A 20330-nucleotide genomic window follows, 5' to 3' on the forward strand; every position below is an offset into this window, starting at 1 on the left:
CTGCTTGGTGCGGTTCCGGTGAACCGGTGTAAAGATGATTCGGTGACCGACAACGACCGGCCCGACGAGCGTTTCACCCTCGCAAGCGAGCGGACGTTCCTCGCCTGGATGCGGAGTTCGCTCGCACTCCTGGCCGGCGGCATCGCGATGATCCACCTGGTCCCCGAGTTCAGCACCGGGTGGGTGCGGACGACCCTCGGCCTGATCCTGATCGGTCTCGCCGCCGCGGCGGCCCTCGTCGGCATGCGGCGGTGGTCGCAGGTCGAGAAGGCCCTGCGCGACGGCGCACCGATGCCACCGCCCCACGAGTTGTGGCTGTTCGCGGTGACACTGACGGTGGTGGCAGTGGGAGCGGCGGTCGCCAGCCTGGTGGCTGCGCTCTAACCTGCAGAAGAGGTTTGCATCTCGCGAACCGGACGTGAAGACGAAGGAGTACACGGTGGCCCACGAACTCAAGCTCGGTTACAAGGCGTCCGCGGAGCAGTTCGGTCCGCGGGAGTTGGTGGAGCTGGGTGTTCTGGCGGAGGCGCACGGGATGGATTCGGCGACGGTGTCGGATCATTTTCAGCCGTGGCGGCACGAGGGTGGCCATGCGCCGTTTTCGTTGGCGTGGATGACGGCGGTCGGGGAGCGCACGTCACGGTTGCAGTTGGGGACGTCGGTGATGACGCCGACGTTCCGGTACAACCCGGCGGTGGTGGCGCAGGCGTTCGCGACGATGGGGTGCCTGTATCCGGGGCGGATCATGCTCGGGGTGGGTACCGGTGAGGCTTTGAACGAGATCGCGACGGGTTTTGCCGGAGAGTGGCCGGAGTTCAAGGAGCGGTTCGCGCGGCTGCGGGAGGCGGTCCGGCTGATGCGCGAACTGTGGTTGGGTGATCGGGTCGATTTCGAGGGCGAGTACTTCACCACCAGGGGGGCGTCGATCTACGACGTGCCCGAGGGCGGGATCCCGGTGTACATCGCCGCCGGTGGTCCGGTGGTGGCCCGGTATGCCGGTCGTAGTGGTGACGGGTTCATCTGCACGTCCGGTAAGGGCATGGAGTTGTACACGGAGAAGTTGATGCCGGCGGTCGCGGAGGGGGCGGCGAAGGCGGACCGTGATGTGGCGGAGATCGACAAGATGATCGAGATCAAGATTTCGTACGACACGGATCCGGGGTTGGCGCTGGAGAACACGCGGTTCTGGGCGCCGTTGTCGTTGACGCCGGAGCAGAAGCACAGCATCGATGATCCGATCGAGATGGAGAAGGCGGCGGATGCGTTGCCGATCGAGCAGGTGGCGAAGCGGTGGATCGTGGCGTCGGATCCGGATGAGGCGGTGGCGCAGATCCGCCCGTACCTCGATGCGGGGTTGAACCACCTGGTCTTCCACGCTCCCGGCCACGATCAGAAGCGGTTCCTGGAACTCTTCGAGCGGGATCTGGCGCCGCGCCTGCGGGGGTAGGCGGCTTCGCCGCCCGTGCGCCTTTTTGGTAGTGGGAGCTACCAGAAAGGCGCACAAGCCCGAAGGGCCTACCGCGCGCATCCACCCGGGTGCGTCGTCGAGCGGCAGCATCGTTCCGGACAGGATGAGCAGCGGGAACTCAGCGTCTGCTGCACGACCCAGAACAGCCAATCCTGTTCACGCACAGCCAATGCCAGTGCATAGGACAGGGCTCCGAGTCCGATGCCGAACACGCCGAGCAGGACTCGCGATCGTGACGAGGACGCCCGGTACGAACCAGTTCCACACGCCCTCACCCATCGCGGGAACGGCCTTCAGCAGCGGGCCGAACAGGGCGAGCAGGATGGGTGGCTGGATGAGGCTGAAGGCGACGCTGACCGGGTCGCGGAGTGTCGGACGCAGTTCCCGGTTCATCACGATGATGCTGTCTCGAACAATTCCGTGCTTGGGATTTCCTTCCCGAGTGGGTGTGTGGGACGTCAGGCGTGGGCGTTGGTTTCGCGCAGGCTGCGTCCGGTGAGTCCGAGGAAGACGTCGTCGAGTGTGGGATGCGCGAGGTCTGCGGTGAGGACGCGAAGCCTTCGTGATTCGCTGAGGCGCAACAGTTCCGGCAACACGGCACGACCGCTGCTTCGCGCGCCGATCCTTCGTCTTCGAACGCCAGGACGATCAGCCGGCCAGTTCGGCTTTCAACGTCACCGCGGTGTCGTCGGCGATGACCGTGGGTTGATCGATGACGATCACCCGTTCGGCCATCGAATCGGCCTCTTCGAGGTGGTGGGTGGTGAGCACGATCGTTGTGCCCATCTCCCTGCGTAAGCGCAGGATGTGGTCCCACAGATTGGTGCGGCTTTGCGGGTCCATGCCGGTGTCGGCTCGTCAGCAGAGGCCCTGGTTGTGCCCGGCGCCGTTGCCCTGCCCGACATAGCCGATGCTGCGGCGCACCTGGTCGCGGTCCGACGCCACGTCGAAACCCGCGATCGACGCTCGGCCCGCCGTCGGCGGCAACAGCGTCGTGAGCATGCGCAGGGTGGTGGATTTGCCTGCGCCGTTGGGGCCGAGGAGCGCCACCAGTCCGCCCTCGGCGACGTCGAGGGAGACCTCTCGGACGGCCTCGAGCGTCTTCTTGCCCTGCGTGAAGTGTTTCGTCAGTCCTTCGGTGCGGATCATTACGTCCTCGTTCGTCGTCGTAGGCTCGTTGCACAGAACCTAGAGACAATTGAGGACAGATTCGGTCCTACACCCTCGGGATCTCGACGATCAGAGCATGTTCACGCGCTTGTAGAGGTGCCGGGAAGGACCGCCCAGCAGATCGGCGTCGTCCAGGAACCGCATGAGCGGCTGCGAACTCTCACGGATCTTCTCCGCCCGGAACCGGTTGTTCTTCGCCTCGCGCAACGCGCGTTCGGTGTCCAATCCGGCTGCCGCATAGACGGCGGGATTGATCATGCTGGAGACGATCAGGTTCGACGCGATCGCGATGCAGGCGCGGCTCGCCGCGCGGTGCGTCCTGCTCATGCCCTGGGCCCGTCGCAGGGTCTCCTCCCGGGCGAAGCGCATGTGCCGCGCTTCCTCGACCACGTGAATCTTGCTGGTGACGCGGACGATCGGCTGGACGCGCGTGTCCTTCATCCAGTCGCGCTGCATGACGTCGAGGATCTCCTCGGCGACGAGAATGCCGGCGTACGCGACCTCCCCCGAGGCGAGCGCCTTGAACCCGCGACCCAGCGTGACCACCGACTTGCGCGGAACGTAGGACGGGCAACCGAACTTCTCGGCGGTGCGAGCGAACATCACCGAGTGCCTGCACTCGTCGGCCACCTCCGTCAACGCGAACTGGAAGTGGGCCTGCGACGCATCCTTCGCGTACATGTCCCGGATCACCATCTGCTGGAGAATCATCTCGAACCAGATTCCGGTGCCCATGATCGAGGACACCTCGTGCTTCGTCAGCGTGATCTGCTGTTCGAACGTCATCTCGTCCCACATCGGCGTGCCGTACAGCGAGGACCACTCGGGGGTGAGGCCGTACAGGTCGTCGGGGACGGGCGCGTCCCAGTCCACCTCGACAGTCGGGTCGTATGACATGCGTGCGGAGGACTGGAGGAGCCGGGCGCCGGTGTCCTGGCGATCCGTGATCTTCGGATTGCGGATAGCGAGCGTCGAGCGTGCCATGAAATTCCTCCATGTCAGTGTGACCAACAGTTACATCTAATCATGTCGAAGGAACTCCTTGACGTCAATGTATTTGGTGTACAAATGATGGACAAGTGACGGGTAGTTCTTCGGACGTCAAGGCCTCGGTGATGATCCCCACAACTCCGACCGAAGGCTTGCTCAAAATTTGCCGATCGTCTGTAGTGAGTTCTCGGCAGCGGGCCCGGATGATCCCTTGCCCTGGCGTCACCCTGCAGAAAGCGGAATGAACCCATGTCTGATCAGAAGAGTGCCGCACAGCCCCACGGCCCCGATGTCGTCGTCGGCACTCGCGTTCGGGTTCGCCGCGACCCCGACGCTCCCGCACCGGGTGTCGTGATCGAGGATTTCGCGGATCTGTCCCAGTCGGAGGGGCTCCTCGGACGGGATTGGGCGCCCGTGCACCGCTGGGCCGTCGCTCTCGACGACGGGCGCCTCGTGTTCGCCGACGACGGCGAGCTCGAACTCGACCTCGACACCGAAGCGCCGCAGGCGGCACGCGGCTGATTCAGCCGAGTCCGTCGGCGATCTCCTGAAGTTGCTCGACAGTGCCTGCGGCGATGGCTCGCACATGTTCGGTGACGACGGAAATCGGCCAGTCCCACCACGCGATCCGCACCAGCGCGGCGATATCGGATTCCGAAAAGCGGTCCTTGATGCGAACGGCCGGATTCCCGCCCACGACGGCATAGTCCGGCACGTCCCGCGTCACCACCGAACCGGTCGAGACGATCGCGCCGTGCCCGATTCGCGCCCCGGGCATGATCGTCGCGTTGCCCCCGATCCACACGTCGTTGCCGACGACGGTGTCGCCGCGCGACGGTAGATCGGCGAGCAGATCGGCATGCTCGGCCCACGCCCCTCTCATGATCGGAAACGGGAAGGTCGAGACTCCGCTCATTCGATGATTAGCGCCGTTCATGATGAACGTCGTCCCGGTCGCGAATGCGCAGAACTTGCCGATGATCAGCCGGTCGGGGCCGTAATGGTGCAGGACATTGCGCGTTTCGAACTCGTCCGCGAACTCGGGGTCGTCGTAGTAGCTGTACTCTCCGACCTCGATCAGCGGGTTCTCGATCAGCGGTTTGAGCAAAACCACCCGAGGCTGACCCGAAACGGGGTGCAGGGTCATTGGGTCCGGTGCGGCATTCGTGGGCAACTGTGTCTCCATTCTTCGGCGTACGGCGGCTGTGCTGCCCGCGCTTTTACGAGGGCACGGCTATTGCCATTGTCCAGGGACTGTTGCTAGGGTCGAACATGCATTCGAACGACCTTGGGGGAGGTTGGTTGTGGGGGAGTTGATGGCGCCGGATCCGGATGAGTTGCGTGCGTTCACGGCGCGGCTGCCTGTGGTTTCCGCTGACGGGGATGCGGGGGTGGGGATCGATTTGCTCGATGCGATCGAGGCGTTGAAGTCTGTCGGGTGCGCGGCGCAGGCGGTGATCACCGACGACGTCGCGACGATTATTCGTGCGGACCGCAGGGCTCGGCGACTTCCGCAGTCCGAGTGGGGTCGGGGCATTGCCTCGCAGATTGCCTTGGCACGCAGGGAGTCCCCGAATCGGGGCGGCCGGCATCTGGGGTTCGCGCAGGCTCTGGTGCACGAGATGCCCACACTCTGGCCATGTTGCAGACCGGCCGGTTGAACGAATGGCGTGCGACGTTGCTCGTGCGGGAAACAGCGTGCCTGTCCGCGGCAGATCGGGGAATCGTCGACCGCCGGTTGTGCTCGGACCCGGCCACCCTCGACGGGGTCGGCGACTGCGGTCTGATCGCACGGGCGAAAGCGTTGGCGGTCGAACTCGACGCCGCCGCGGTGGTCCGAAGGCACCGCAAAGCGGTGTCGGAACGGCGCGTCACGACACGCCCCGCGCCGGATTCGATGGCGTATCTGAGCGTGCTGATGCCGGTGGAACAGGCGGTGTGCCTGCAGGCGACCCTGGGTCGTGACGCGGACAGTCTCATCGCGACCGGCAACAGCGGCGGCCGCACCCGCAATCAGCTGATGGTCGACCTGTTGTTCGCACGCGGCACCGGAGCCGAAGTGGCGTCGGGTGTGCCGGTGGCGGTGAATCTCGTGCTCTCGGACGAGACGCTGCTGGCCGGCGGGCAGGAGGCGGCGCAGCTGCAGGGTTTCGGGCCGGTGCCGGCGGGGATTGCCCGGCAGTTGGTGGCCGACGCCGTCGATAGCGACACCGAGACGTCGTTGCGGCGGGTGTATGCATGCCCGCAGTCGGGGGCGTTGACGGCGATGGAATCGCAGTCGCGCACGTTTCCGAAAAGCCTGCGAAAGCTGATCGACCTCAGGGATCGGACGTGCCGTACGCCATGGTGTGATGCGCCGATCCGGCACCACGACCACATCCGCTCCCGCCGGAATCAGGGTGCCACGACGGCGGACAATGGGTCCGACCACTACCGCTCGGCCGCGCCACCGCTCCCGGGCGCGGCGCGGCGGTCTGGTCACGAGGCGGTGAGAGCGAATACCCGCATCGTGCGATTCGTCCGGTGCTCGTAGACGCCGTAGACGCGGACCATCTCGTCGAATTCGCGATAGATCCGCGTCCGCTCCGGTTCGGCGAGCAGGGAAGCGGTGACGGGGATGTCCTTCCCGCCGATCGTGACCTTCGCGTTCGGCTGGGCGAGGAGGTTTCCCGACCATGCCGGGTGGTGATCCTGCCCGAAGTTGCTGCCCACGACGAAGATCTGCTCACCCTCGCGGTAGTACAGGAGCGGGCTCGTCCGCAGTGCGCCCGACTTGCGACCCGTCGTGGTCAGCAGGACTACCGGTGCGGCGATCGGGCCGAGGATCGTGAAGCGCCCCCTGCTCTTCTGGAGGAGTCGGCGGTCGACTCCGGCGAGATTCCGGATCACCCACGATCCGGGTCGGGTGGCGGCAAATGTGGCGGCAGGTTCGCGGAGGAAGCTGTTGTCGCTGCCCCATCGGACGTCGGGGAAGGGTGATTCGGCCATAGGTCATCTGACCGCCGGGCGGGTGCGGTGTCAATCGCCCAGAGTCGGCGGCCGGATACGCTATGGCCATGGCTGCGCCAGTGACACCCTCACCCGTGAATCCGCACGCACGTCCCCAGCCGTCGAGCGTCTACATCGCCTCACCGGAGGGGGACACCGGCAAGTCCACCATCGCGCTGGGTGTCCTGCAGATGCTGTGTGCGTCCGCGGCGAGGGTGGGCGTCTTCCGTCCCATCGCCCGATCGACGCAGGAAACCGACTACATCCTCGAATTGCTCCTCGAGCACACGACCGCCGACATCGGGTACGAGGAGTCCCTGGGGGTCACGTACGAGCAGGTCCACGCCGATCCCGACGGCGCGCTCAGCGAGATCGTCTCCCGGTATCACCAGGTGGCGGCGCAGTGCGATGCCGTCGTCGTGATCGGCAGCGACTACACCGACGTGGCCAGCCCGAGCGAGCTCGGCTACAACGCCAGGATCGCGGTGAACCTCGGCGCACCGGTGCTGCTCGCAGTGAAGGGAGCCCGGCGCACCCCCGAGGAGATCGCCCAACTCGCCCAGCTCGCCATCGGTGAACTGACCGCCCACCACGCGCACCTGCTGGCCGTGGTCGCCAATCGGTGTGACCCCGACCAGCTCGATGCGGTCACCGACGCTTTGGCATCCACCGGTGTGCCCGCGTGGAGCCTGCCCGAAATCCCGCTGCTGGTCGCACCGACCATTGCCGAACTCCTCGAGTCGATCGACGGCAGCCTGTTCAGTGGCGACCCCGAGCTTCTCCATCGCGAGGCGCTGCGGGTGATGGTGGGCGGAATGACGGCCGAGCACATTCTCGAACGGTTGACGGAGGGCACGGTGGTCATCGCCCCGGCCGACCGTTCCGACGTGCTGCTGGCCATGGTGAATGCGCATGAGGCCGAAGGATTCCCGTCGCTGGCGGGCATCATCATGAACGGTGGGCTGATGCCGCACCCGGCGATCGCGAAGCTGATGGCCGGCCTCAAGCCGCGGTTGCCGATCCTCACCACCGAACTGGGCACGTTCGACACGGCCAGCGCGGCCGCTCAGACCCGTGGCCGGGTGGCGGTCGGTTCGCAGCGCAAGATCGACACCGCCCTGAGTGTGATGGAACTCCGGGTGGACGCACCCACCCTGCTGGAGCGGTTGAAGCTGCCGATCCCCTCGGTGGTGACTCCGCAGATGTTCGAATATCAGCTGGTCGACCGCGCCCGCCGCGACCGCAAGCACATCGTGCTCCCGGAGGGCGACGACGACCGCATCCTCCGGGCGGCGGGGAGATTGTTGCAACGTCAGGTGGCGGAGCTGACCATTCTCGGCGACGAGGTGCAGGTGCGTCGCCGCGCCGCGGAGCTCGGCGTCGACCTCGGTGACGCGCAGGTACTCGACCCCCGGACGTCCGAGCACGCCGGTCCGTTCGCCGAGGAGTACGCGCGGCTCCGCGCCCACAAGGGCATGACCGTGGAGCGGGCCCGCGAGGTGATGGCCGACATCTCGTACTTCGGAACCATGATGGTGCACTTGGGAATCGCGGACGGCATGGTCTCCGGTGCCGCGCACACCACGGCGCACACTATCCGGCCGTCGTTCGAGATCATCAAGACGCAACCGGGGGTGTCGACGGTGTCGAGTGTGTTCCTGATGTGCCTGTCCGATCGGGTGCTCGCGTACGGGGACTGCGCGGTGGTGCCCGACCCGACGGCCGAACAGCTGGCCGACATCGCGATCTCGTCGGCGCAGACGGCAGCCCAGTTCGGCATCGATCCGCGCATCGCGATGCTGTCGTACTCGACCGGCGACTCCGGCAGTGGCGCGGACGTCGACAAGGTGCGCTCTGGGACGAAACTCGTCCGGGAACGTCGCCCGGACCTGTTGGTGGAAGGCCCCATTCAGTACGACGCCGCCATCGAGCAGAGTGTGGCCGACAAGAAGATGCCCGATTCGGAGGTGGCCGGCAAGGCGACGGTCTTCATCTTCCCCGACCTCAACACCGGGAACAACACGTACAAGGCCGTGCAGCGCAGTGCCGGCGCCATCGCCGTCGGGCCGGTGTTGCAGGGCCTCGACAAACCCGTCAACGACCTCTCGCGGGGGGCGCTGGTCGAGGACATCGTGAACACCGTGGCCATCACCGCGATCCAGGCGCAGGGAGCAGAGCAGTGAGCGAGGGGTCCGTACTGGTACTCAATTCCGGTTCGTCGTCGATCAAGTTCCAGCTGATCCACCCGGAGACCGGTGAGTCCTCGGCATCCGGTCTCATCGAGAGGATCGGGGAACCCGAGGGGCGCATCGTCTATCACCATCGCACCGGATTGGCGGAGCGCCACGTTCACATCGCCGACCACCGGGCCGGGCTGAAGATGGTGTCGGACATCGTCGCCGAGGTGGGCCGACCGTTGAGGGAGGCGGGAATCGTCGCGGTCGGCCATCGCATCGTCCACGGCGGCGACGTGTTCTTCGAACCCACGATCATCGACGACACGGTGGTTCAGTCCATCTCGGACCTCTCGACCCTTGCGCCGCTGCACAATCCGGCGAACGTGATCGGGATCGAGGTGGCGCGCGAGGAGCTGCCGGACATCCCGCACGTCGCGGTGTTCGACACCGCGTTCTTCCACACCCTGCCCGCGGAGGCGTCGACGTATGCGATCGACCGGACGGTCGCGGAGGAGCACGCCATCCGGCGGTACGGCTTCCACGGCACGTCGCACCAGTACGTGTCGGCGCGGGCGGCCGAGTTCCTCGGCCGGGACCTGTCGGAGCTGAACCAGATCGTGCTGCACCTGGGGAACGGTGCATCGGCCTCCGCCATCCGCGGGGGACGGGCCGTCGATACGAGCATGGGTTTGACCCCGCTCGAGGGACTCGTCATGGGCACGCGGTCCGGGGACGTCGACCCCGGAGTCATCATGCACCTGCACCGCAGCGGGATGGGTATCGATCAGATCGACGACCTCCTGAACCGGCACTCCGGCCTCAAGGGGCTGTCGGGGGTCAACGACTTCCGGGCGCTCCTGAAACTGGTCGGTGAGGGCGACGAGGCTGCGGCGCTGGCGTACGACGTGTACGTGCACCGACTCCGCAAGTACATCGGCGCCTACCTGGTGGAACTGGGTGGCGTCGACGTCATCACGTTCACCGGGGGAGTCGGCGAGAACAACGTCGACGTGCGCCGCGACAGCCTGGCCGGGCTGGGGCGCCTCGGCATCGTCGTCGACGACGACCGCAACCGCGCGGATTCCCGGGACGCACGACGTATCTCGGCGGACGAGTCCGACGTGGAGGTGCTGGTCGTGCCCACCAACGAGGAGTTCGCGATCGCCCGTGCGGCGGCGGACCTGATCGGGGCCTGAGCGTTACAGCAGGCTCTTGGGCCGGATGGCGTTGGCCAGATCCACCAGGGTGTACCGGTGAGTGCGCTCGGGGGCATTGCGGGCCAGCGCCCTCAGGCCGGCCTCGGCGCCCTTGCGTAGGCCCCGTTCGGTGAACGGCACACCGAGGATCTGCTCGCGTTCCGTCGCCGACGTGTGACCGGCACGCATCCAGTCCAGTGCGGTGCCCAGTACGAGCGTGCGCATCTGCAGTGCCCGGCTCTCCTCGGGTGCGAGCGCGGCGACACGGAGTGCAGCCTCCCGGAGGGCTGCTTCGTCGATCTCCTCGATCGGCTTGCCGGACAACAGCATCAGCACACTCGTCATCCGGGCCATCGTGAAGTGCCGGGAGGTCGCGGGAACCTGATCGAGGGCGGCGATGGCACCGGGCAGATCTCCGCGGTCGGTGAGTTGCCGCGCCAGCCCGAATGCCGCACTCACCATGCTGTGGTCGGTGCGCCACACCGTCCGGTAGTACTTCTCGGCGAACGTCCGCCACTGGTGGGGATCGGAACTCTCCCAGTGCTGCAGAATCAGTTCGGCGGTGGCGGCCAGCGCAAGTTTGGGAGCCGTCTCCCCGGGCATCGCCTGCAGCACGGATTCGAAACGGGAGAACGCCGTCTCGTAGTCGCCGTCGATGAGCGTCGCGAGTCCGGCGTACCAGTCGACGCGCCAGTTCCCGCCCATGTCTCCCTCGACGTCGTGGAGGAGTGCGGTGGCGGTGGCGGCGTCACCGAGATCGAGGTGCGCCTTGATCTCGGCGAGCGTGAGTTCCCGGGAGAACGACGTGTCCAGGTCGCCGACGACCCGTTCGATACCGTTCTCGCGCGCGTGCCGAATGGAATCCAGCGTCTGCTGCGGTTCGCTGTGCACCGCGGCGGCCAGGAGTGGGGCGTTGGGATCGGTCGGGTCGATCAGGGGCACCGCCAACGCCTGCGCCACGGACTGCGGATCGAGATTCTCGTCCCGTTCGACGCCGTCGACGTACACATCGGTCTGCTCGACGGCCCCGTCCGTGCCGAAAGTCGTTCTCTGCTTGCTGAACACGGTCGACAGTCCGGGATGCTCCTCGCCGGTCTGCTGCGCGAGGGCCTCCCGCAGTACCGCCGTGAGCTGACCCGCCATTTCCTCGGCCGACGCGAAACGCCGGTTCGGATCGGGGTCGGTGGCGCGCAACAGGAGTCGATGGAAGAACTCGTATTCCGCGAGGAGCGGCGCCTGCTCGGGGGACGGGATCCCGTCGAGATACCGGCCCTTGTCGGACGGCATGTCGAGCGTCAGCACGGCGAGTGTGCGCCCCACCGTGTAGATGTCGGACGCCACGGTCGGGCCGGTCTTGACGATCTCCGGCGCCTGATACCCGGGAGTGCCGTACAGGTAACCGTAGTCCTCGATGCCCGCGACGGCCCCGAGGTCGATCAATTTGAGGGCATCCTCGGTGACCATCACGTTGTCGGGTTTGAGGTCGTTGTACACCAGGCCGGTGGAGTGCAGATACGCCAGTGCGGGAAGGATTTCGAGTACGTAGGCGATGGCCTGCTCGACCGGCATGCGCTCGGGCTTCGTGTGTGTCGACAGGACGTCCCGCAGCGAATGACCGCCCACGTACTCCATGACGATGTAGCCCATCGGGGTCCCGTCCGACCGGGGATGTTCCACGAAGTTGAAGATCTTCACGATGCTCGGGTGGGCCACCTCGGCGAGGAACTGGCGTTCGGCCACCGCCACGGCCTGAGCCTCGGCGTCGCCGAAGTGCAACAGGCCCTTGAGGACCACCCAGCGGTCGCTGACATTGCGATCGATGGCCAGATAGATCCAGCCGAGGCCGCCGTGCGCGATGCAGCCCTGCACCTCGTACTGGCCGCCGATCAACTCGTTCGGGCCGAGGAGCGGCCGGAAGTCGTACGTGGCTCCGCACGAGGGGCACAGACCGAACTCGGAACCCCCCGACGTGGCACTGGTGCGGCCGACCGGCTTGTTGCATTTCCAGCAGAAGCGCTTGCTCTCGGGTACTTTCGGGTCGGTCGTCACGGCGGACGCCGGGTCGAGTGTCTTCACGACGGGAACCTCGACGAGACCGCCGCCGAGACGCAGGCGCTGCCCGGACCGGGTGCGCGGTGAGCGCGTCGAGCGGCCGGTGCCGGACGCGCCGGACGGCCGGGACGTCGGCGCGGCCTGGGTGGCTGGACCCTCGTCCGGTTCTTCCCGGACCGCGGCCTGGGTGGCGTCCTCTTCGGGTTCCCGGACGGCGGCCTGGGTGGCGATGTCCGGGTCGGTGGACTCCGGATTCTTCGAGTGTTGCGGCATGCGTCCCCTCAATCCTGGTACGCGGCGGACGGCGGGGCGGGGGACGGCCCCAGCATCGACAGCCACTGGTCGTACATCCTGGTCCAGGTACCGTCGTTGCGGATGCGTTCGAGCGTGCCGTTGACGAACCGCACCAGGTCCTCGTTCGACTTGGTGATGCCGACGCCGTACGGCTCGGCGCCCATGCTGTCTCCGACGATCTCGAGGTACGGATCCTGGGACGCCAGACCGGCGAGGATCGTGTCGTCGGTGCTCACCGCGTCGACCTGCCGTTGTTGCAGGACCACCAGGCAATCCGACCACATGGGGACCGTCAGGATGTCCGCGGTGGGCGCCACCTGCTGCAGCCGTGTCAGCGACGTCGTGCCGCGGACGACGCAGACCCGCTTCCCGTCCAGGTCGGCGGCGCTGCGGATCGGGGAGCCCTTCACGACGAGGACCCGCTGCTGCGCCTCGAAGTACTCGGAGGAGAACGCCACCCTTTCCTTCCGGTCGCAGGTGATGGTCATCGTCTTGGCCACGATGTCGACCATCGACTCCTGCAGTGCCTTCTCACGATTCGCCGACGTGAGGATGCGGTACTCGAGCCGGTCCGGATCGCCGAACAGGTCCCGTGCGATCTCCCGGGCAATGTCGACGTCGAAGCCCTGGATGGCACCGGTCGCCGGGTCGCGGAAACTCATCAGGTTGCTGCCCGTGTCGAGGCCGACGACGAGACGCCCCCGTGCGCGGATGGCGTCGACCGTCGGCATCTGCGCTGCGGCGTCGGTGTCGGGGAATGGACGCAGGCTCGCGGTGGGATCGCCGCAGTCCCTCTCCGGAGTCGGCGGCGCCGCACTGGTCTCGGGCGCCGGCGTCGCGGCCGCGGGAAGCGGGGGCTCGGTGTACGACACGCTCGGCGATCCGACGTGCTCCGGACTCGACTCGGCGCACCCGCCGATCAGCAACGTGGCCGCCACGAGCACCAGCGCGATCCGGCGCCCCCTCACTGATATTCCCTCAACCGAGGCCACAACCCGATGATAATTCCGCCGAACGCTATCAGCGTCAGGACGAGGGCACCGGAACCGAGCGCGGTCAGCACGTGGGCCGCGGATTCGACGTTCGCCCGCAGACGGTCGCGGGCGGTCCCGATTCCGTCGGTGAGCGCGTCGTCGACGGCGGTGAACTGAGCCGCGGAATCCGAGGGTCCCGGTCCGATGGCGACCATTGCCGCCGAGACGAAGTCGCCCTTGGCGAGGATCTCGTTCATGCGGTCGTGTGCCGAGGACCAGCGCGTCCACGCCTCCTGCGCCCGCGCCACCTCGGCGTGGCCGACCGCGCGGTCGCCGTCGTGGGGGTAACTCGACAGCAGGGTGTCGAGCTGACCGGACTTGTCCTCGAAGACGGCGTCGTAGTCACCGTTCGAGTCGCGGCGGACCAGTTTGAGCGTCTCCTCGGTGCGTGCCTGCTGGGCCAGGATGCGGGCGGCGGTCAACTCGTGCATCGGGCGGGCGCCCTCGGTCAGTGCCCGCTTCGTGTCGAGGGAGGAGACCAGCCCGGCGACGAGCATCCACGCCAGGAGGATCGCCGTGCACGTCGACGCCACGATCAGCCCGAGATTGAACGTGCGGCGACTGAGCCTCGCGATGACGATCTGGGCGACGAGCAGCGCGACGAGTGCGACGAGGATCAGGGTCAGCGCCAGCCAGGGCGGACGAGAGTAGTCCCGTTGCGTGTCCGCGACGTCGGCTTCCTGCTGGGCGTGCAACTGCTGCGCCATCGGCAGCATGCTCGTCTGCATCAGTGCGGACGCCTCGCTGAGGTAGGCCGCGCCGACGGGATGACCGGTGCGATTGTTGGCCCGCGCGGTCTCGACGAGACCGGAGTAGACGCTGAGGTCGGTGGAGATGGAGGCGAGCAGGCGGCGGCTGTCCACGTCGCTCGCCGCGAGTCCGCCCGACGCGTACACGAGGTCGGCGGAGGCCGTGCCGATCGCCTGCGCGTACTTGTCCCGGAGTTCGGGAGGTTCGAGACCGCCGGAGATGAACGCGGTCGTGGCCGCGGCGTCCGCCACGGACAGGGCGCTGTAGAGGTTCTGCGCCGAGAACGACAGCGGTTCAGTCTCCGCGAGGACACTGTCGAGGGTGGCCTCCCTGCCGTTCACCGTCGAGGCGGCCACGAATCCGGCGGTGAGGGTGAGCAGAACCAGGAGGGCGCCGAGGGCGGTGAGCTTGGCGGGAGTCGACACCAGGAACGCGCGCAGTTCCTTGCGGCGTGCCACCGCGGGGTCGACGTCGTCGTCCGCGGCGGCAGACAATGCGCGGCTGCCCTGGGGTTCGATCGACGGTGCCTCACGCAGAACCACCTCGCACCCCTCCCGTGTCATGGCCGCACCTTGGGGGGAGCATATAAGCAGCGGTCGGTTCACGACTGCCGACGGGCAGTTCCGGAAGAAACCGTTAGTGTGAGGGAACTGTAGGGAGACCCATCAGGTCGGACAGGGGTAGTCGATGCGTGGTGACGGTGACGGCTGGGCAACCGGGCCGGACGGCAGTCGTCATTGGGGCAAGCACGGTGCGGCGGGATTGTTGCTGCGTGCGCCGCTCTCGGACGAGACGCCGGCCGTGCTGCTACAGCACCGTGCGGCCTGGAGTCACCAGGGCGGTACGTGGGCGCTGCCCGGCGGTGCCCGGGACAGCCACGAGACCACCACCCACGCCGCGGTACGCGAGGCGCACGAGGAAGCCGGCATCGAGAGCGCGGCCATCCGCGTCCGCACCGAGGTCGTCACGATGAAGGCCGCGAGCGGCTGGAGTTACACCACGGTGATCGCCGACGCCGAGCGCCCGCTGCCCACCGTCGCGAACGGCGAGAGCACCGAACTGCGCTGGGTGCGGGAAACCGACGTCGCCGGGCTGCCGCTGCACCCCGGATTCGAAGCAGGGTGGCCGCAACTGCGCACCACCGAGGTGCGATTGCTGCTCGACAGGCACGACGTGCTGGGCGAACGCGGCGCGCTTGCGCAGTTGTCGAAGGCCCTACCCCGCACGGTTCACCTGCCCGACGGCACCTACGGGTGGCTGCCGCGCGTCGAGGTGCTCGAGACCCTGGACGCGGTCGGTCGCCTCGCCGAGCCGGCCGGCCACGGCACCACGCTGGGAACGCTGACGGCAGTCGTCACCACCGACCCCGACCTGATCGAACAGTTGCCGGCCACCGTCGTGGTCCTGCCGCCTGCCACGGTGCTGGACTGGCTGGACCAGCCGTAACTATGCGTTCTGCTGCAACAGGGCAGACAGCGAGCGCGCGGCGGCCTGCGGGTCGCGGGCCTCGGTGATCGCTCGCACGACGACTATGCGGGAGGCCCCCGCGGCGAGAATCTCCGGAACGCGGGACTCGTCGATGCCGCCGATCGCGAACCACGGGCGGTTCGGCTCGGAGTCGGCGGTCGATCGCACCAGATCGATGCCCGACGCGGTCCGCCCGGGCTTGGTGGGGGTGGCCCACACCGGTCCGGTGCAGAAGTAGTCGACGCCGTCCTCGATCGCCGCGAGGCTGGCCTGAGCGCGACTGTGGGTGGAGCGGCCGATCAGGACGTCGGAGCCCACCACGGTCCGTGCGTACGGGACGGGCAGGTCACCCTGGCCGAGGTGCAGCACGTCGGCCCCGGCCGCCAGCGCCATGTCGGCGCGGTCGTTGACCGCGAGCAGCGCTCCGTGCCGCCTGGCCGCGGCCGCGAGCACCGACAGCGCCGCCAGTTCGTCCCGGGCGTCCATCGTGCCGAACTTCTTCTCTCCGGCCGAGCCCTTGTCGCGGAGCTGGATGATGTCGACGCCGCCGGACAGCGCGGCCTCGGCGAACTGCGCCAGGTCGCCCTTGTCGCGCCGAGCATCGGTGCACAGGTACAAACGTGCTGTTCCGAGGCGACGCCGACGGTCCGTGAGGTTGCTGTGATGCGAGGTGGTCACGGCATGACGGTAGCCTCTACGGTGAAAGTGCAACACGGGAGTCCCGGGGAACGTGGGGCTGAGAGGGGCTCACGCCGAGCCCGACCGTCATACCTGACCCGGATCATGCCGGCGCAGGAAGTGAGGTGGAGTTCAATGGCGAGATCGGTATCCGTCGTCGGAGGCGGAGTGATCGGCCTGTCCGTTGCGTGGCGAGCAGCCCGCAACGGCTGGTCGGTACGGCTGTACGACCCGTCGATCGGTTCGGGAGCGTCCTGGGTGGCGGGCGGCATGCTCGCCCCGTTGTCCGAGGGCTGGCCCGGTGAGGAGAGCGTCCTCGAACTGGGGAGCGCGTCGCTCGACCGGTGGCCCGAATTCGGGAAGGAACTCGAGGCCGGAGCCGGCGTCGAGCTGTTCACGTCGGAGAGTTCGCTCACCGTCGCGCTGGACGGCGCCGACGCGGAGGACCTGCGGACCATCGCCGAATGGGTGGGTGCGCAGGGGCGGGAACTGCAGATTCTCAACCGTGCCGAAGTCCGGGCCCTCGAGCCGATGCTGGGTCGCGGAGTCCGGTTGGGACTCTTGGCCGTCGACGAGCTGGCCGTGGACAACAGGCTGCTGTTGCAGGCGTTGCAGCGGTGCGCCGTCGACGCCGGAGTGGAGCTGATCGGGGAGGCCGTGCGCAGCCTCGACCGGCTCGACACGGACCAGATCGTCGTCACCGCGGGCATCGCGTCACCGGCCCTGTGGCCGGGGCTTCCGGTTCGCCCGGTGAAGGGCGAGATCCTGCGGTTGCGCTCGCGTCCCGGGGTGACCCCCGCGCCGGGCCGCACCATCCGCGGCAGCGTGCACGGAAGGCCCGCCTACCTGGTGCCGCGTGCCGACGGCATCGTCGTCGGCGCCACCCAGTCCGAGTCGGGCAACGACACGCAGGTCACGGTGGCCGGTGTCCGGGACCTGATCGCGGACGCCGAGGCGCTGATGCCCGCCATCGGCGAGTACGAACTGCGTGAGACCTCGGCGGGTCTGCGTCCGATGACGCCGGACAACCTGCCGCTGATCGGCCGGGTGTCCGATCGGGTCGTGGTGGCGACGGGACACGGCCGTAACGGCATCCTGCTCACCCCGGTGACCGCCGACGCGACGGTGGCATTGTTGGAGGGCTCGGCACTGGTAGAGGCGAAAGCCGCCGACCCCGAACGTTTCGAGAAAGTAGCGAGGTAGAGATGAGTGAGCGGCAAGTAGTGGTGCCGATCGGCATCAGCGTCAACGGCGAGGACCACGAGTTCACGGAACCGTTGACCGTCACCGGGCTGCTGGAGGTGCTGAACCTGCCCACCAAGGGCATCGCGGTGGCGGTGAACGGCGCCGTGTTCCCGCGCGCCCAGTGGGACGAACTCGTGGTCCGGGGCTGGGAGATCGAGATCCTCACGGCGGTGCAGGGTGGCTGACGCGACGTCCGGCGTGCAGAAGGGCCTCACGATCGCGGGCCGCACGTTCGGTTCACGGTTGATCATGGGTACCGGCGGCGCCGCCAACCTCACGGTGCTCGAAGAGGCGCTCGTCGCGTCCGGCACCGAGCTGACCACGGTCGCGATGCGTCGCGTCGACGCCGCCGGCGGCACCGGGGTGCTGGACCTGCTGCGCCGGCTCGACATCGCGCCGCTGCCCAACACCGCCGGGTGTCGCGGTGCTGCCGAGGCGGTGCTGACGGCGCAACTCGCCCGTGAGGCGCTCGAGACCGACTGGGTGAAACTCGAGGTCATCGCCGACGAACGCACCCTGCTGCCCGACGCCATCGAGTTGGTCAGCGCTGCAGAGCAACTGGTCGACGACGGATTCGTCGTCCTGCCGTACACCACCGACGACCCGGTACTGGCCCGCAGGCTCGAGGACGTCGGCTGCGTGGCCGTGATGCCGCTGGGTTCGCCGATCGGCACCGGGCTCGGTATCGCGAACCCGCACAACATCGAGATGATCGTGGAGGGCGCGGGGGTCCCCGTCATCCTCGACGCCGGCATCGGGACCGCCAGCGACGCGACCCTCGCGATGGAACTCGGCTGCGACGCCGTGCTGCTGGCCACGGCTGTGACCAGGGCGAAGGACCCGGCGCTCATGGCGTCGGCGATGCGCGGGGCCGTGGTGGCGGGGTACGAGGCACGTCACGCAGGCCGCATTCCCAAACGGTTCTGGGCGCAGGCGTCGTCGTAGTCCTCGGGGTCGCGTCGGGGTCCCGCTCAGGGTCCGACCGGTACCAGGGGACGAGTCGGGAGTAGACCTGCGGCCGATGCGCGCCGGCCGCAGGTTCCGGCATCCTTCTCACATGATTGAAGTGAGGGGACTTTCGAAGACCTTCGGTGCGACGAAGGCGGTGGACAACCTGACGTTCAACGTGAAGCCGGGTATGGTCACCGGCTTCCTCGGCCCGAACGGTGCAGGCAAATCGACGACGATGCGGATGATCCTCGGGCTGGACCGCCCCACGGCGGGCAGCGCGTTGATCGACGGCAAACCGTACAGCGACCTGGTGCAGCCGCTACGGACGGTGGGGGCTCTGCTCGACGCGAAGTGGGTGCACCCCAATCGCTCGGCCCGCGCCCATCTGCAGTGGATGGCGGCGTCCAACTCGCTGCCGAAGAGCCGGGTCGACGAGGTGCTGCACCTCGTCGGGCTCACCGAGGTGGCCGGGAAGAAGGCCGGCGGGTTCTCGCTCGGCATGTCCCAGCGACTGGGCCTGGCCGCCACGCTCCTCGGCGACCCGAAGGTGCTGCTGTTCGACGAGCCGGTGAACGGGCTCGACCCGGAGGGCATCGTCTGGATCCGCAAGTTCATGCAGCGCCTCGCGACGGAGGGGCGCACCGTGCTGGTGTCGAGCCACCTGCTGTCCGAGATGGCGCTCACCGCAGAACATCTGGTGGTCATCGGCCGGGGGCGTCTGATCGCCGACACCACCGTGTCCGAGTTCGTCAGCAAGTCCTCGGAATCGACGGTACGCGTGCGGAGCCCACAGCTGGACGCGCTGCGTAGCGCGCTCACGTCCAACGGACTCACCGTGCGCGAGGACGGATCCGACGGGCAGCAGGCGCTCGTCGTGGTGGATTCGTCGACGGACGTCGTCGGCGGGATCGCTGGTTCGCAGGGCATCGTCCTGCACGAGTTGGCATCTCAGCGCGGATCGCTGGAGGACGCCTTCATGAAGTTGACCGGAGACGACGTGCAGTACCACGCAGAGGGCGTCGAAGATGTGATGAGGGGTGCACTGTAATGGCTGTTCTCAATGCCGAACGGATCAAGATCACGTCGACGAGGTCGCCGTGGTGGTGCACCGTCATCATCATCGTGCTGGGTCTCGGTCTCGCCGCGGTAATCGGGTTGAGCGCGAAGGCCAGCATCAACTCCTTCAACAACCAGATCGCGGACGGTAGGCAACCGGATTTCGATCCGTTCCTGCCGCAGATGTCGGACGCGGTCGGCGGTGTCTCCGGGTTCGGTGTGCTGGTCCTGATGATCCTCGCGGCGCTCGCCGTGACCAGCGAATACCGGTTCGGCGTCATCCGCACCACGTTCCAGGCCATCCCGAACCGGGCGTCCGTCCTCGTCGCGAAGGCCGGCCTGATCGGCGCGTTCGGCGCCGTGCTGACGTTCGTGCTCACGTTCGGCGCGTACGCCATCGCGAAGGCGACTGCAGGTGACGAGGCGGGAGCGGCGCTCACACTGTCGGGTGACGACGCGTGGCGGTCGATCTACGGCGTCCCGATCTACGCGTTCCTGTGCGTGGTTCTGGCCGTCGGTATCGGCACACTGCTGCGCCAGTCGGCGGGCGCGATCGCCCTGCTGCTGTTGTGGCCGCTGCTGATCGAGAGCCTGTTCAACCTGTTCGGCTCGTTCGGCGAGAAGATCATGCCCTTCCTGCCGTTCCTCAACGCCAACAACTTCCTGGGGGCGCCGCAGGGGGTCGAATTTCATTGGGGCCCGTGGGGCAGCCTGGTGTACTTCGCGGTGTTCGTCTTCGTGATCTTCGGGGCCGGCCTGGTGGTCGTCAACAAGCGCGACGCCTGACACCCGATACAGTACTTTCGCCCCGCTC

At 67.5% G+C, this 20330-nt stretch carries 18 protein-coding genes, 2 pseudogenes and 1 riboswitch; of the genes and pseudogenes, 12 read left to right on the forward strand and 8 right to left on the reverse strand.

Features of this window, described 5'->3' with window-relative positions; genetic code table 11:
* Positions 1–42 precede the first annotated feature (42 nt).
* Positions 43–384, forward strand: a complete 342-nt coding sequence (locus tag ACFWAY_RS08835; RefSeq protein ID WP_378451807.1) for a YidH family protein — start codon at positions 43–45, stop codon at positions 382–384.
* Positions 385–439: 55 nt separating this feature from the next.
* Positions 440–1447 (forward strand): glucose-6-phosphate dehydrogenase (coenzyme-F420), encoded by a 1008-nt coding sequence (fgd, locus tag ACFWAY_RS08840; RefSeq protein ID WP_378510465.1) that lies wholly within the window; start codon positions 440–442, stop codon positions 1445–1447.
* Positions 1448–1926: 479 nt separating this feature from the next.
* Here fgd and ACFWAY_RS08845 read toward each other — a convergent pair.
* Together ACFWAY_RS08845 and ACFWAY_RS08850 are read right to left on the reverse strand one after the other, a co-directional pair.
* Positions 1927–2617, reverse strand: a pseudogene (locus ACFWAY_RS08845) (ATP-binding cassette domain-containing protein).
* A 90-nt stretch (positions 2618–2707) separates the two neighbouring features.
* Positions 2708–3622, reverse strand: a complete 915-nt coding sequence (locus ACFWAY_RS08850) for a diiron oxygenase (RefSeq protein WP_378451809.1) — start codon at positions 3620–3622, stop codon at positions 2708–2710.
* A 255-nt stretch (positions 3623–3877) separates the two neighbouring features.
* Between ACFWAY_RS08850 and ACFWAY_RS08855 the strand changes: the two genes are divergently transcribed.
* The gene (locus ACFWAY_RS08855; protein ID WP_378451810.1) at positions 3878–4150 is read left to right on the forward strand and encodes a hypothetical protein; all 273 of its coding nucleotides are present in this window, start codon (positions 3878–3880) and stop codon (positions 4148–4150) included.
* Between the two features lies 1 nt (position 4151).
* On the opposite strand, the gene ACFWAY_RS08860 is transcribed toward ACFWAY_RS08855, so the two are convergent.
* On the reverse strand, positions 4152–4814 hold the full coding sequence (locus ACFWAY_RS08860; protein ID WP_378510466.1) for a CatB-related O-acetyltransferase: 663 nt from the start codon (positions 4812–4814) through the stop codon (positions 4152–4154).
* Positions 4815–4932: 118 nt separating this feature from the next.
* Between ACFWAY_RS08860 and ACFWAY_RS08865 the strand changes: the two are divergent.
* Positions 4933–6161: pseudogene (locus ACFWAY_RS08865) on the forward strand (HNH endonuclease).
* Here the strand turns inward: ACFWAY_RS08865 and ACFWAY_RS08870 are convergent.
* Complete coding sequence (locus ACFWAY_RS08870) at positions 6107–6616, reverse strand: nitroreductase/quinone reductase family protein (RefSeq protein ID WP_378510467.1); 510 nt, start codon at positions 6614–6616, stop codon at positions 6107–6109. The pseudogene ACFWAY_RS08865 and the gene ACFWAY_RS08870 overlap by 55 nt on opposite strands.
* A gap of 62 nt (positions 6617–6678) precedes the next feature.
* Here ACFWAY_RS08870 and pta point away from each other — a divergent pair, with 62 nt between their 5' ends.
* Positions 6679–8799 carry a phosphate acetyltransferase gene (pta, locus tag ACFWAY_RS08875; protein ID WP_378510468.1) on the forward strand — a complete coding sequence of 707 codons (2121 nt, stop codon included), beginning with the start codon at positions 6679–6681 and terminating at the stop codon, positions 8797–8799.
* Positions 8796–9989, forward strand: a complete 1194-nt coding sequence (locus ACFWAY_RS08880) for an acetate kinase (protein WP_378510469.1) — start codon at positions 8796–8798, stop codon at positions 9987–9989. Before pta ends, ACFWAY_RS08880 begins: the two co-directional genes overlap by 4 nt.
* 3 nt (positions 9990–9992) lie before the next feature.
* On the opposite strand, the gene ACFWAY_RS08885 is transcribed toward ACFWAY_RS08880, so the two are convergent.
* Genes ACFWAY_RS08885 through ACFWAY_RS08895 form a run of 3 tightly spaced genes read right to left on the reverse strand, consistent with a single transcriptional unit; the run spans position 9993 to position 14682 of the window.
* A complete protein-coding gene (locus ACFWAY_RS08885; RefSeq protein ID WP_378451816.1) occupies positions 9993–12314 on the reverse strand; it encodes a tetratricopeptide repeat protein in 2322 nt (773 codons plus the stop codon).
* Positions 12315–12322: 8 nt separating this feature from the next.
* A complete protein-coding gene (locus ACFWAY_RS08890) occupies positions 12323–13303 on the reverse strand; it encodes a glutamate ABC transporter substrate-binding protein (RefSeq protein ID WP_378510470.1) in 981 nt (326 codons plus the stop codon).
* The gene (locus ACFWAY_RS08895; RefSeq protein WP_378510471.1) at positions 13300–14682 is read right to left on the reverse strand and encodes a hypothetical protein; all 1383 of its coding nucleotides are present in this window, start codon (positions 14680–14682) and stop codon (positions 13300–13302) included. The genes ACFWAY_RS08890 and ACFWAY_RS08895 overlap by 4 nt, the downstream gene beginning before the upstream one ends.
* 124 nt (positions 14683–14806) lie before the next feature.
* Between ACFWAY_RS08895 and ACFWAY_RS08900 the strand changes: the two genes are divergently transcribed.
* Entirely contained in the window at positions 14807–15565 is a 759-nt protein-coding gene (locus tag ACFWAY_RS08900; protein WP_378510472.1) for an NUDIX domain-containing protein, read from the forward strand.
* Here the strand turns inward: ACFWAY_RS08900 and thiE are convergent, their stop codons facing one another.
* Positions 15566–16264, reverse strand: a complete 699-nt coding sequence (gene thiE, locus ACFWAY_RS08905) for a thiamine phosphate synthase (protein ID WP_378451820.1) — start codon at positions 16262–16264, stop codon at positions 15566–15568.
* Positions 16265–16288: 24 nt separating this feature from the next.
* A riboswitch (TPP riboswitch) is annotated at positions 16289–16403 on the forward strand.
* Here thiE and thiO point away from each other — a divergent pair.
* The 5 genes from thiO (at position 16400) to ACFWAY_RS08930 (ending at position 20302) form a co-directional block, all read left to right on the forward strand.
* On the forward strand, positions 16400–17467 hold the full coding sequence (gene thiO / locus ACFWAY_RS08910; RefSeq protein WP_378451821.1) for a glycine oxidase ThiO: 1068 nt from the start codon (positions 16400–16402) through the stop codon (positions 17465–17467). (Overlaps the previous riboswitch by 4 nt.)
* Positions 17468–17469: 2 nt before the next feature.
* Complete coding sequence (gene thiS / locus ACFWAY_RS08915; protein ID WP_378510473.1) at positions 17470–17694, forward strand: sulfur carrier protein ThiS; 225 nt, start codon at positions 17470–17472, stop codon at positions 17692–17694.
* Positions 17687–18454 (forward strand): thiazole synthase, encoded by a 768-nt coding sequence (locus tag ACFWAY_RS08920; RefSeq protein ID WP_378451823.1) that lies wholly within the window; start codon positions 17687–17689, stop codon positions 18452–18454. Before thiS ends, ACFWAY_RS08920 begins: the two co-directional genes overlap by 8 nt.
* A 112-nt stretch (positions 18455–18566) precedes the next feature.
* Positions 18567–19508: an ABC transporter ATP-binding protein gene (locus ACFWAY_RS08925; RefSeq protein ID WP_378451824.1), complete on the forward strand. Its 942-nt coding sequence runs from the start codon at positions 18567–18569 to the stop codon at positions 19506–19508.
* Positions 19508–20302, forward strand: coding sequence for an ABC transporter permease (locus tag ACFWAY_RS08930; RefSeq protein WP_378510474.1), 795 nt, complete (start codon positions 19508–19510; stop codon positions 20300–20302). Before ACFWAY_RS08925 ends, ACFWAY_RS08930 begins: the two co-directional genes overlap by 1 nt.
* Positions 20303–20330 lie beyond the last annotated feature (28 nt).

It is taken from the genome of Rhodococcus sp. NPDC059968 (genome assembly GCF_042738615.1).
Taxonomy (GTDB): domain Bacteria; phylum Actinomycetota; class Actinomycetes; order Mycobacteriales; family Mycobacteriaceae; genus Rhodococcus_F.

Coding starts and splice junctions, on each gene's coding strand:
- ACFWAY_RS08885 (WP_378451816.1), bottom strand. CDS start 12,314: ATGCCGCAACACTCGAAGAATCCGGAGTCCACCGACCCGGACATCGCC.
- ACFWAY_RS08850 (WP_378451809.1), bottom strand. CDS start 3,622: ATGGCACGCTCGACGCTCGCTATCCGCAATCCGAAGATCACGGATCGC.
- pta (WP_378510468.1), top strand. CDS start 6,679: ATGGCCATGGCTGCGCCAGTGACACCCTCACCCGTGAATCCGCACGCA.
- ACFWAY_RS08860 (WP_378510466.1), bottom strand. CDS start 4,814: ATGGAGACACAGTTGCCCACGAATGCCGCACCGGACCCAATGACCCTG.
- ACFWAY_RS08925 (WP_378451824.1), top strand. CDS start 18,567: ATGATTGAAGTGAGGGGACTTTCGAAGACCTTCGGTGCGACGAAGGCG.
- ACFWAY_RS08900 (WP_378510472.1), top strand. CDS start 14,807: ATGCGTGGTGACGGTGACGGCTGGGCAACCGGGCCGGACGGCAGTCGT.
- ACFWAY_RS08930 (WP_378510474.1), top strand. CDS start 19,508: ATGGCTGTTCTCAATGCCGAACGGATCAAGATCACGTCGACGAGGTCG.
- thiO (WP_378451821.1), top strand. CDS start 16,400: ATGGCGAGATCGGTATCCGTCGTCGGAGGCGGAGTGATCGGCCTGTCC.
- thiS (WP_378510473.1), top strand. CDS start 17,470: ATGAGTGAGCGGCAAGTAGTGGTGCCGATCGGCATCAGCGTCAACGGC.
- ACFWAY_RS08870 (WP_378510467.1), bottom strand. CDS start 6,616: ATGGCCGAATCACCCTTCCCCGACGTCCGATGGGGCAGCGACAACAGC.
- ACFWAY_RS08895 (WP_378510471.1), bottom strand. CDS start 14,682: ATGACACGGGAGGGGTGCGAGGTGGTTCTGCGTGAGGCACCGTCGATC.
- ACFWAY_RS08855 (WP_378451810.1), top strand. CDS start 3,878: ATGTCTGATCAGAAGAGTGCCGCACAGCCCCACGGCCCCGATGTCGTC.